11 protein-coding genes and 1 tRNA gene are annotated in these 12,065 nt (G+C 33.0%); 6 read left to right on the top strand and 6 right to left on the bottom strand.

Features of this window, described 5'->3' with window-relative positions; translation table 11 throughout:
- Positions 1 to 2 precede the first annotated feature (2 nt).
- Positions 3 to 977: a D-alanine--D-alanine ligase gene (locus LJY17_RS01580; protein WP_264542118.1), complete on the bottom strand. Its 975-nt coding sequence runs from the start codon at positions 975 to 977 to the stop codon at positions 3 to 5.
- Positions 978 to 1,066: 89 nt separating this feature from the next.
- Here LJY17_RS01580 and LJY17_RS01575 point away from each other — a divergent pair, with 89 nt between their 5' ends.
- Genes LJY17_RS01575 through LJY17_RS01560 form a run of 4 tightly spaced genes read left to right on the top strand, consistent with a single transcriptional unit; the run spans position 1,067 to position 4,812 of the window.
- Complete coding sequence (locus LJY17_RS01575) at positions 1,067 to 1,678, top strand: PASTA domain-containing protein (protein ID WP_264542117.1); 612 nt, start codon at positions 1,067 to 1,069, stop codon at positions 1,676 to 1,678.
- Complete coding sequence (locus tag LJY17_RS01570) at positions 1,678 to 2,724, top strand: RluA family pseudouridine synthase (RefSeq protein ID WP_264542116.1); 1,047 nt, start codon at positions 1,678 to 1,680, stop codon at positions 2,722 to 2,724. The genes LJY17_RS01575 and LJY17_RS01570 overlap by 1 nt, the downstream gene beginning before the upstream one ends.
- Positions 2,725 to 2,730: 6 nt before the next feature.
- Complete coding sequence (locus LJY17_RS01565; RefSeq protein WP_264542115.1) at positions 2,731 to 3,693, top strand: DUF3667 domain-containing protein; 963 nt, start codon at positions 2,731 to 2,733, stop codon at positions 3,691 to 3,693.
- A gap of 60 nt (positions 3,694 to 3,753) precedes the next feature.
- Entirely contained in the window at positions 3,754 to 4,812 is a 1,059-nt protein-coding gene (locus LJY17_RS01560) for a M28 family metallopeptidase (RefSeq protein ID WP_264542114.1), read from the top strand.
- A 354-nt stretch (positions 4,813 to 5,166) separates the two neighbouring features.
- Here the strand turns inward: LJY17_RS01560 and LJY17_RS01555 are convergent.
- The 4 genes from LJY17_RS01555 to LJY17_RS01540 all read right to left on the bottom strand — a co-directional run bounded on the left by LJY17_RS01555 (position 5,167) and on the right by LJY17_RS01540 (position 7,559).
- Positions 5,167 to 5,243, bottom strand: a tRNA-His gene (locus LJY17_RS01555).
- A gap of 82 nt (positions 5,244 to 5,325) precedes the next feature.
- Positions 5,326 to 6,042: a bacillithiol biosynthesis deacetylase BshB1 gene (gene bshB1 / locus LJY17_RS01550; RefSeq protein WP_264542113.1), complete on the bottom strand. Its 717-nt coding sequence runs from the start codon at positions 6,040 to 6,042 to the stop codon at positions 5,326 to 5,328.
- Positions 6,043 to 6,072: 30 nt separating this feature from the next.
- A complete protein-coding gene (locus LJY17_RS01545) occupies positions 6,073 to 7,131 on the bottom strand; it encodes an isochorismate synthase (protein WP_264542112.1) in 1,059 nt (352 codons plus the stop codon).
- A 2-nt stretch (positions 7,132 to 7,133) separates the two neighbouring features.
- Positions 7,134 to 7,559, bottom strand: a complete 426-nt coding sequence (locus LJY17_RS01540) for a PaaI family thioesterase (RefSeq protein WP_264542111.1) — start codon at positions 7,557 to 7,559, stop codon at positions 7,134 to 7,136.
- 117 nt (positions 7,560 to 7,676) lie between these two features.
- On the opposite strand from LJY17_RS01540, the gene LJY17_RS01535 reads away from it, so the two are divergent.
- Positions 7,677 to 9,239, top strand: coding sequence for a choice-of-anchor Q domain-containing protein (locus LJY17_RS01535; RefSeq protein WP_264542110.1), 1,563 nt, complete (start codon positions 7,677 to 7,679; stop codon positions 9,237 to 9,239).
- 62 nt (positions 9,240 to 9,301) lie between these two features.
- Here LJY17_RS01535 and glyA read toward each other — a convergent pair whose 3' ends face one another.
- Positions 9,302 to 10,576, bottom strand: a complete 1,275-nt coding sequence (glyA, locus tag LJY17_RS01530; protein ID WP_264542109.1) for a serine hydroxymethyltransferase — start codon at positions 10,574 to 10,576, stop codon at positions 9,302 to 9,304.
- A 113-nt stretch (positions 10,577 to 10,689) separates the two neighbouring features.
- Here glyA and fahA point away from each other — a divergent pair, with 113 nt between their 5' ends.
- A complete protein-coding gene (gene fahA, locus LJY17_RS01525) occupies positions 10,690 to 11,973 on the top strand; it encodes a fumarylacetoacetase (RefSeq protein ID WP_264544870.1) in 1,284 nt (427 codons plus the stop codon).
- Positions 11,974 to 12,065 lie beyond the last annotated feature (92 nt).

Raw genomic sequence — 12,065 nt, 5'->3', positions numbered from 1 at the left:
AATTATTTATTTAATGCTAGTTCGATAACGTTTGAAAACAAATCTGATAATGATATTCCAGCTTCATGAGCTTGTTGAGGAATCAGACTTTCATTTGTAAGACCAGGAATTGTATTCATTTCTAACATATGTGGCTCACCATTTACTAAGATGTATTCACTACGCGAAAAACCACTCATTTTAAGAACCACATACGCTTTTTTAGCCACTTCACGAACTCTTGCTTCTATCTCAGGGGTAAGCCTAGCAGGTGTAATTTCTTGTGACTTTCCTAAATATTTTGCTTCATAATCAAAAAAATCATTCTCAGAAACTATTTCGGTCATAGGCAATACAATTACTTCTCCTTTATAATTTATAACACCCACGGAAACTTCTGTTCCATCAAGAAAACTTTCAATAATAATTTCGTTGTCTTCTTTATAAGCATTTTCGACAGCATTTAAAAAATCTTCTTTTTTATGTACTTTAGAAATTCCAAAGCTTGATCCCGATTTATTTGGTTTAACAAAACAAGGCAATCCTACTTTCTCTATGATTTCATCTACATCTATTTTATCTCCTTGATTTAGATAGAATGAGGTTGCTGTTTTTATTCCGTAAGGTTTTAAAACCGATAGCAAATCTCTTTTATTAAAAGTTAAGGCTGCTTGATAATAATCACATGATGTTTGCTTAATTCCTAGCAGTTCAAAATAAGCTTGCATTAATCCATCTTCTCCAGGAGTTCCGTGAATTGCATTAAAAACACAATCAAAAACAATTTTATTACCATTAACAATAACAGAAAAATCATTTTTGTCTACTAAATATTCATTATCATTATCGTCTACATAAACCCATTTTTCTTTAAAAATATGAATACGGTATCCTTTGTATTTTGCCTGATCAAGATTTTGGTAAACTACGTTTCCACTTTTAAGTGAAATTTGGTACTCGCTTGAGTAACCTCCCATAATAATGGCGATATTTTTCATAAATTGTATTTGTGTTTAAACAAAATTATCATTTTTTTTGAAATGAAATCGCTTTAGTATTTTTATATCTTTGCAATAAATCATTTTTTATGAGTCTCAAAAAATTCCTATTTAGTTTTACTTTTTTCAAGCAACTTGCTTTAGCTTTTTTAATTATATGTGCATCACTGTTTTTATTCATGTATTGGATTAGTTTTACAACTAATCATGGTGAAGAGATAACAGTTCCTAACTTAAGCAAACTAACTCTTGAAGAAGCAGAAGACAAATTAGATGAGCTCGATTTAGACTATGAGTTATTAGACACAGTTGATTTCAATTCTTCATTTCCTATACATTCGATAGTGCAACAAGATCCGGCACCTGGTGCAAAAGTGAAACAAAACCGTGTTATTTATGTAAAAATAAATGCTTCGGGTTACTCTAAAGTTAGACTACCCGATTTAGTCCAAAAAACATACCGTCAAGCTGTACCAACATTAAAAGCTCTTGGCTTAGAAGTTGGTGATACAACATATATTCCTAACCTCGCAAAAGATATGGTTCTTGAAATGAAAGTTGGAGGAAAATCAATAAAAGCTGGACAACAAGTACTTAAAATGACTAAAGTTGATTTGGTTTTAGGAGATGGTAAGATTGGTTTTGAGGAAGAAAATCTTGACGAAATTAATCAAGGAACAGATTCAACAGCTACAGAATAATGAGTCAGGAAGTTTTTGAAAACGAAGAATTAGACGACGAGTTATACGAGCATTACAAATTTATTTCACCTAAAGGTCAATCGATTTTACGTGTAGATAAGTTTTTGATGCAACTTATCGAAAATGCAACACGCAATAAAATTCAACAAGCCGCAGAAAGAGGTAATATTTTTGCTAACGGAATTCCTGTAAAATCAAATTATAAAGTAAAACCTTTTGATGAGATAAAGGTAATGCTTTCACACCCTCCGTTTGAAAATCATATTATTCCCGAAAACATTCCTTTAGACATCGTTTACGAAGACGATGCATTACTTGTTATTAATAAACCTGTTGGTTTAGTAGTTCATCCTGGACACGGAAATTATACGGGTACATTAGTCAATGCACTTGCTTATCATTTTGATAACTTACCAATGAACAGCAGTGAGCGTCCTGGTTTAGTTCACAGAATAGATAAAAATACTTCGGGCCTATTAGTTATTGCAAAAACGGAGTCTGCAATGACATATTTAGCAAAACAATTTGAAGATAAAACTACTGAGCGAGAATATATTGCTATTGTTTGGGGAAATGTAAAAGAAGATGAAGGAACAATAGAAGGAAACTTAGCACGTCATGCTGTTGACAGAATGCAGATGGCGGTATATGCAGATCCTAACATTGGGAAACCAGCAATAACACATTATAAAGTTTTAGAAAGATTTGGTTATGTCACTGTAGTTTCTTGTATTTTAGAAACTGGTAGAACGCATCAAATTAGAGCTCACATGAAATATATTGGACATCCGTTATTTAATGATGAAAGATATGGTGGTCACTTGATTTTAAAAGGAACAACTTTTACAAAATACAAGCAGTTTGTAGAAAATTGTTTTAAAATATTACCACGCCAAGCACTACATGCAAAAACACTTGGTTTTGAACATCCTGTCACTAAGGAATACATGCGTTTTGATACAGAAATTCCAGATGACATGAAAGAGTGTATAGAAAAGTGGCGAAATTATTCTAAATCGCATATATTTGATCAACCTGAAGATTAATTACTAATGGGACATCATGAATTACGTAAGGATATGACTTGTTTGAACTGCAATTATGTAGTTGAAAAAAGGTTTTGTCCTAATTGTGGACAAGAAAATAAACATACCAAAGAATCTTTCCATTTTTTGTTTACACATTTCTTTGAAGATTTTACTCATTATGAAAGTTCCTTTTGGAAAACCATCAAGTATTTACTTTTCTATCCTGCAAAATTAACCAAAGAGTACCTTTCGGGAAAGCGACAAACATATGTTCAACCAGTAAGACTTTATATTTTCATTAGTTTTGTTACTTTTTTTTTATTACCAACATTAACCAATATTACCAACCATAAGGAAGAGAAAAAGGTTAGAGATTCAGAAAAATATATACAAAGTAAAGAAGAAGAAATTTCATCTAAAACATTAATAGGAGATTTTAAGTCGGTTGCAGCTTATGACTCCTTACAAAACACACTTCCTGAAAAAGAAAAATCCTCTTCGATTGAGCGTTGGGTTGGTAGAAAAATTGCAAGTATAAATGAGCACAATACTTGGGAAGAGTTTCAAGAAAAATTTGTTGAATCTTTATTTCACAATTTACCCAAGGTGATTTTCTTGTTCATGCCTGTTTTTGCTTTTACAATTTGGTTATTTCATAACAAAAAACGTTGGTATTATTATGAACACGGTGTTTTTACTCTACATTATTTTTCCATGATTTTATTGTCGTTTACTATATTCCTGTTGTTAAATTGGATGCTGGGTTTTGTTGAAAATTACATTAATACTGATGCGATAATTGGACTTGTTGGAACTGCAATGTTTTTCTGGTGGATATTTTATTTTTTCAGATCACACAGCCGATTTTATGAAGAAAAGAAATTCGTTTCAAGGCTAAAAGCAAGTTTTATATTTTTTATTAATTTCTTTTTAATGGAGATTTTTCTAATTCTTTTATTAGCTTACAGCATTTTAAATGTTAATTAATTCTAATAAAATTTGGTAATAATATTGTATTGGCTAAATTCGTTTACCAATTATTAAATTATGAAAAACCAAATTGCCATTTTAACCTTAGCCCTTGCTACATTTACTAGTTGCACGAGTCAAAAATCGACCGCAAGCATGACAACTTCTACTAGTGTTTCGCTAGAATCAAACAGTACAGATGTTGAGAAGTACATAAAAACCATTACTTCTGATGATTTAAAAACGCATCTTTACATTGTTGCTTCTGACGAAATGCAAGGACGTAATACTGGTGAAGAAGGTCAAAAAAAAGCAGGTAAATATCTTATTGAACAATACATTAAAAACGGGGTTTCGTTTCCTAAGACAGCTAAAGATTGGTATCAAAAAGTACCATCAGAATTTATGGCTAAAGGATTTTCTCCTAAATTAAACAATTCCGAGAACATTTGGGCATTTATAGAAGGATCTGAAAAACCCAATGAAATATTAGTTGTTTCTGCCCATTATGACCATGTAGGAATGAAAAATGGTGAAATATATAATGGTGCCGATGATGACGGATCAGGAACTGTTGCTCTATTGGAAATAGCACAAGCATTTCAGCAAGCTAAAAACGAAGGGAAAGGTTCTAAACGTTCAATTTTATTCTTACACGTAACTGGTGAAGAACATGGATTACACGGTTCTCGTTTCTATACAGAAAATCCTTTATTTCCCTTAGCAAAAACAATCACAGACATCAATATTGATATGATTGGTCGTCGCGACGAGTTTCACAAAGACAGCAACAATTATGTTTATATAATTGGTTCTGATTATCTTTCATCTGATCTTTATAATATTACAGAAGCTGCCAACAAAAAATTTGTAAATCTTAATTTAGACTACAAATACAACGATCGTAACGACCCTAATCGTTTCTACTACCGTTCAGATCACTACAACTTTGCTAAACATAACATTCCTGCTGTGTTCTTATTTAATGGTACTCACGAAGATTATCATCAGCCAACAGATGAGCCTAGTAAAATAGAATACGATGCATTGGCTAAAAGAACACAATTAGCTTTTGCTATTGCTTGGGAATTGGCTAATCGCAAAGAAAGACCTGTTGTAGATAAATCAGGAAATTAATCAAAATAATAATGGCACATCGGCTGCTCAGGCAGCCGTCGGGCTATTCGCGCTATCTCGTTATACATAACGAGACTGCTCCTATCCCTTGTGCAAAATATTATAAATAAAAAAAAAGCCCTGAATTTCTTCAGGGCTTTTTGTTGTGAAAATTTCCTATAATTTACCACCTCTACAGTATGAGATATTTTTCTACTTGTCCCCAAATAGATGAAAAACCAAGATTATAATTTTTTCTTATTTAATCCTGAAGAAATATTTTGAATATTGCTAATATAATAATGCATGACTAATATAAAAATTGTCAATACTTCTAATAACAAAAAAGCCCTGAATTACTTCAGGGCTTTTTTCTGGGGTGAAAGACGGGTCTCGAACCCGCGACCTTCGGAACCACAATCCGACGCTCTAACCAACTGAGCTACAATCACCATTTAATCGAAATGCAAAATCTCTTTTGCGAGTGCAAATATATAGTAAAACTTGAGTTCTGCAAAAGTTTTTTACAAAAATTTACTTCAAATCTGTTAAGCTACTGACTGCCAAATACCTTTCTGTAGTAAAACCTTCTGCAAAATCGGTTCCAATTAATCTTCCAAGGTCTTGAGCTCTGTATTTTACGCTATCCAAAAAGTTTTTAGATGTTATTGGAGTTTCTGGCTCATTAGTATCTGGATTATAAAACTGAGAATCATAAGCTAAAATTGCCTTCATTTTAACATCCATAAAACCAGTAACATCAACTACGAAATCTGGTTCTATGTTTTTCCACTGAATGTAATGATAGACATGTTTAGGCCTCCAAGCTTCTTGAATGCTTCCATTAAAGCTAGTTTCAATTTTAGGCAATCCAGACAAGAAACAAGCATCAGAAACTAATTTACTTCCTTTACCATGATCAATGTGTCTATCATCAATGGCATTACATAAAACAATTTCTGGCTTGTATTTTCGAATCATTCGAATAACTTCCAATTGATGCTTTTCGTCATTTTTAAAAAAGCCATCTCTAAAACTCAGATTTTCCCTAACAGAAACATTTAAAATCTTAGCAGCTCTATCAGCTTCGACATCTCTAATTTCTGCCGAACCTCGTGTGCCAAGTTCTCCTCTAGTTAAATCTATAATTCCTACTGTTTTCCCAAGTGAAATTTCTTTAGCAATTGTGGCTGCACAACCCAATTCGACATCATCAGGATGTGCGCCAAAAGCGAGTATATCAAGCTTCATAAATATTTTATTTGATAATATAAAAGCAAATTACAAAATTCGCTTCATAGTTTTGGTTTTGTTTACTGTTTCTTCCCATTCGGCTTCCGGATTACTGTCTTTTGTAATTCCTCCACCAACATAGATTTGAGCTACCTTATCGCCTACTTTCATACATCTTAAATTGACATATAGATCAGTTTCATGCTCATTGGTATTTATATTTAAGTTCAATTCCCCTAAAAAGCCGGAGTAAAACTCTCTATCATAGCCTTCATTTTTAAGTATAAAATCACGGGCGATATTTTTTGGCAAACCACAAACCGCTGGTGTTGGATGTAATATATCGATAACATTTTTAAGATTTGAATCTTCATTTAATGTTCCTTCAATATCTGTTCTTATATGTAGTAAGTTTCCAGCTCTTGTTGTATAAGGTGTTGATAATTGAACATCTGAAGCTTGATTTTTTAGGTTTTCGACAATAAAACTAGTCACAAATTCTTGCTCTTCACGTTCTTTGTTCTTCCAGGATACCACATCATTTCCTTGAAAAGTCTGAGTTCCTGCAAGCGACATGGTGTTAAAACTTTTTTCTTTGGCTTGTAACAATCTTTCTGGTGTTGCTCCCATCCACATTCCTATTTTTGGATGATACCAACAATAACAAAATGCCGTGGAATAATGCTGAAGCATTCTTTCGAAAACTACTTCTATATCAAAATTGGGAACATCAACTGCTTCTACTCTTGACAATACAACTTTTCTAAAAGTTCCTTCATTAATAGCATTTATTCCACTTTGAACCAAACTAATAAACTTTTCTCTCTCTGCTTCATTAGTTTTTGTCTGAAGATTTTTTTCATCGTTACCATCTACTAAATGAGGAGCAGCAAACTTAACTTCAGAATGTTCAATTGGAAAAACTATTGGCTTATCACCTAAAAATGATGAAAATATAAAAGCTTCCTCTTTAAAGTTTTCAGAAAAATACAAGTGGTCATTTACCTGAAAAACTCCAATAATTGTTCTAGAATTGGGTTTACGGTAAATAACAAAAGGTAAGTTTTCCTTACTATGCAATTTTACTTTCTCAAAAATAGGACTCATGACTATTTTTTTAATGGCAATACAATGTTTGTTAATTTACAAAGTGAAATCATTGTGTCATTTTCATCAACAATTTTTATCTCCCATAAATGAACTAAACGTCCTTTATGAATCATTTTTGCTGTTGCAAAAACTTCTCCTGAACGCTTGCTTTTTACATGATTAGCAGAAATTTCAATTCCTCTAACCTCTTCATTTTCTTTATCGATAAACATAATTGATGCAGCACTTCCTACACTTTCTGCTAAAGCTACTGTAGCTCCACCGTGTAACAATCCCATTGGCTGATGGACACTAGAGTTTACAGGCATTTTGGCTTTTAAAAAATCGGGACCAACATCAATAAATTCAATCTTAAGGGTTTGCATCAAGGTATTTTGACACATGAGGTTAAATTGGTTTAAAACCTTTTCTTTATCAAAGGACATAGTAAAAATTTAGTATCCCAAATTTACAAAAAATAGTATTAACAGACTTTTTAAAGAATAAAAACATTTTTTACTCGTTAAAACATTTTGCTTATTTTTATCAAAAATTAAACCTAAATGCGTTACTCAATATTACTTATAGTTGTCACTTTTTTATCACTAACTTCTTGTCGAAAAGATTTTGACACTAAACCCAGCAATGGACAACTTGAGTTTTCTAAGACCACAGTTTATTTAGACACTGTTTTTACTAATACTAGCTCGAGTACTTACACTTTAAAAGTATATAACAGAAGTAATGACGACATTCATATACCATCAATTACTCTTGGAAAAGGGGATAATTCTAAATACAGAATAATGGTTGATGGAATGTCTGGGAGAGATGGGAAAGGAAAACATTTTGAAAATGTTGAACTTTTAGCAAAAGATAGTATGTATGTTTTTATTGAAGCAACTGCTGGTATTGCTGACGCTAATCCTACAGATTTTTTATACACTGATAAAATTTTATTTGATGGAGGAACTAATCAGCAAAGTGTTGATTTAGTAACATTAATTCAAGATGCTTATTTCATTTATCCACAAAGAACGCAAAATCCTGACAATTCATATACTTACGAAGGTCTTCCCCTTTCATCAACCAATCCAAGACTTACTTCTTTTTCTTTAGACGAAAGTGACCCTATAAACGGTAACGAACTCCACTTCAACAATACAAAACCATATGTTATTTATGGTTTCCCAACAGTCCCAAATAATAAAATTTTAGAAATTGACCCTGGTGCAAGAGTATATTTCCACAGTGAATCGGGTATAATAGTAGCCGATAATGCTAGTATTCATGTAAACGGTGCACAATCAACTACGACTGCATTAGAGAAAGAAGTTATTTTTGAAGGAGATCGTTTAGAGCCAGGCTTTGCAGATGTTCCTGGACAATGGTTTTCTATTATACTAACTGACGGAAGTACTAATAATCGTTTTAAAAATTTAACAATCAAAAACGCAACTGTTGGTTTATTCGTTCAAAATAATGACGGAACTACAGTTGAAATTGAAAACACACAGATTTACAACTCATCTGTAGCGGGAATTTTAGCTCGCACAGGTAAAATAAATGGTAGAAACATTGTAATTAGTAAAGCGGGACAATATGCTTTAGCTTGTACTCTTGGAGGAAATTATGACTTCACTCATTGTACGTTTGCCAATTATTGGTCAGGAAGTTCAAGACAATCTCCAACTGTTTTATTAGACAATACCTATAATGATGGCGAAACTCTTTTCATAGCCGATTTGGTACAGGCCAATATTAGAAATAGTATCATTTTTGGACCAAATAATATAGAGCTTGGGTTAAACAAGAATACTCTTAAATCTTTTAACTATTCTATCCAAAATACACTTATCAAATTCAATGATATAAATAATCAGTTTGGAAATAACCCATTATATACTCCTTTAAAGGATGTGAGTAATGCAAATTTGTTTAGTAATAATCAAACCACCAATGATCCAAAATTTAAAAACACAAACAAAAATAATTTACGAATCCTTTTAGGTTCAGCTGCAATTGCAAAAGGGAACAATACATATTTAATTCCAACTGATGCAGATGGCATCACAAGAACTCCAGCATCAACACCAGATTTAGGAGCGTATCAGCATTTACCATAAAACATAAAAAAAATCCCACCTTTTACAAGGTGGGATTTTTTTTATAAAGATTTTTTATTTTCTTAGAAAACAAACATCGCTCTTTCACTCATCATATCGTTTACCTCATCAGCAACTTGTTCTAATACTTCTTCATTTGTATGATTCATTAAAACACGGTCAATCAAATCAACAACTGTTTCCATATCCGCTTCTACTAAACCACGAGTGGTAATAGCAGGAGTACCCACACGAATACCAGAAGTTACAAATGGTGATTTATCATCAAAAGGCACCATGTTCTTGTTTACTGTAATTTCTGCTTTAACCAACGCGTTTTCAGCTTCTTTACCAGAAATGTTTTTATTACGTAAATCAATTAACATCATGTGATTATCTGTACCACCAGAAATGATATTATAACCTCTCTTAACAAAAGCTTCAGCCATTGCTTTGGCATTTTTTTGTACCTGAACAGCGTAAGTAAAAAATTCATCAGACAAACACTCTCCAAATGCAACTGCTTTAGCAGCAATAATATGCATTAAAGGTCCACCTTGATTTCCTGGAAAAACAGACATATCCAAAACGTGAGACATCATTCTGATTTCACCTTTAGGAGTTGTTAATCCCCATGGATTTTCAAAATCTTTACCCATCATGATCATTCCACCACGAGGTCCACGTAATGTCTTGTGTGTAGTTGTTGTTACTATATGACAATGAGGAATTGGATCATTCATTAATCCTTTTGCAATTAATCCAGCAGGATGAGAAATATCGGCGATTAAAATTGCTCCAACTGAATCTGCAATTTCTCTAAAACGTTTAAAATCCATATCACGAGAATATGCCGAAGCACCTGCAATAATCATTTTAGGTTGTTCTTTTGTTGCTATCTCCTGAATTTTATCATAATTTAAAACGCCGGTTTCTGCATCTACTCCATAAAATACAGGGTTATATAATTTTCCTGAAAAATTTACTGGCGATCCGTGAGTTAAATGCCCTCCATGTGATAAATCGAAACCTAAGATTTTATCCCCTGGCTTTAAGCAAGCAGCAAAAACTGCAGTATTAGCTTGTGAACCAGAATGTGGTTGCACGTTTACATATTCGGCACCAAAAAGAGCTTTAGCTCTATCGATTGCAATTTGCTCAACTATATCAACTACCTCACATCCACCATAGTATCTTTTCCCTGGGTAACCTTCAGCATATTTATTTGTTAAACAAGAACCAGCAGCTTCCATAACTTGGTCGCTAACAAAATTCTCAGAAGCAATAAGCTCTATTCCATGAATTTGTCTGTCTTGTTCGTCAAGAATTAAATCAAAAATTTGTTCGTCGCGTTGCATTTTAATTATTTTATGTTAAATGGTCGTCAAAAATACGAAAAGTGTTTGGTATAATCCCAATAGAAACTATATTTGAGGTGTTAAAACAATACAATTTCACAAAATATATTATTATGCCTATAACTGCTAACGATCCAAACAGAAAATCATGGATAGAAATAGAACCTAACAGTGATTTCCCTATTCAAAATATTCCTTTTGGAGTATTTTTAACCAAAGAAAACATTGTAACCGTTGGAACACGTTTGGGTGATTTTGCAATTGATTTAGGTGCTTTACAACAACTAGGATACTTTGAAGGAATCGAATTGACAGATGATGTTTTTCTTCAGGATACATTGAACGATTTTATTTCTGACGGAAAAAAAACTTGGAGATTAGTTCGAAATAGAATTGCAGAAATATTTGATGCCAATAATGCCGATTTAAGAGATAACAAAAAACATAGAGATGTTGTTATTTTTAACATGAAAGATGTAGAAATGCAACTACCAGTTTTCATTGGTGATTATACAGATTTCTTTTCAAGTAGAGAACATGCTACAAACACAGGTAAAATGTTCCGCGATCCTGCAAATGCTTTATTACCAAACTGGCTTCATATTCCGGTAGGATATCATGGAAGAAGTTCTACTATTGTTCCTTCAGGAATTCCTGTTCACAGACCAATGGGGCAAACAATGCCTGCAGATGCTACATCTCCGGTCTTTGGACCATCTAAACTAGTTGATTTTGAATTAGAAACTGCTTTTATTACCACTGACGCCAATATTATGGGTGAAAATATCCCTGTTGATGAAGCTGAAGAGTACATCTTTGGAATGGTGTTATTAAACGATTGGAGTGCACGTGATATTCAAAAATGGGAGTATGTTCCACTTGGACCATTCTTGGCTAAAAACTTCGCATCTTCAATTTCTCCTTGGATTGTAACTATGGATGCTCTTGAGCCTTTCCGTTGTGCTTCTCCTAAGCAAGAGCCAACTCCGCTGCCTTATTTGCAACAAACAGGTGACAATGCTTTTGACATTAACTTACAAGTAGGTATTGCACCTGAAAAAGGTGAAGAAACTATTATTAGTAATACTAATTTCAAATACATGTATTGGACGATGAGCCAACAATTGGCACATCACACCATTAACGGATGTAGAATCAATTCAGGAGACATGATGGGATCTGGAACTATTTCTGGTCCAACAGAAGACTCTTTTGGTTCGATGCTAGAACTAACATGGGGAGGTAAAAATCCACTCACATTAAAAGATGGTACTGAACGTAAATTCATAAACGATGGCGATACTGTAATCATGCGTGGTTATTGTCAAAATGAAGAAGTTCGCATAGGATTTGGCGAAGTTTCAAGTAAGCTTCTACCTCCTATTCCAACAAAATAATTACACAAAAAACTCCGATTAATTCGGAGTTTTTTTATAGCCCCGATGGAAACGGCATCCTTTTTGTTTACAAAAAGATATAGTGTACAGCG

Origin of the sequence: Flavobacterium hankyongi, assembly GCF_036840915.1 — a bacterium.
Classification (GTDB): Bacteria; Bacteroidota; Bacteroidia; order Flavobacteriales; family Flavobacteriaceae; genus Flavobacterium; species Flavobacterium hankyongi.
This window is presented reverse-complemented; position numbering and strand designations above follow the sequence as displayed.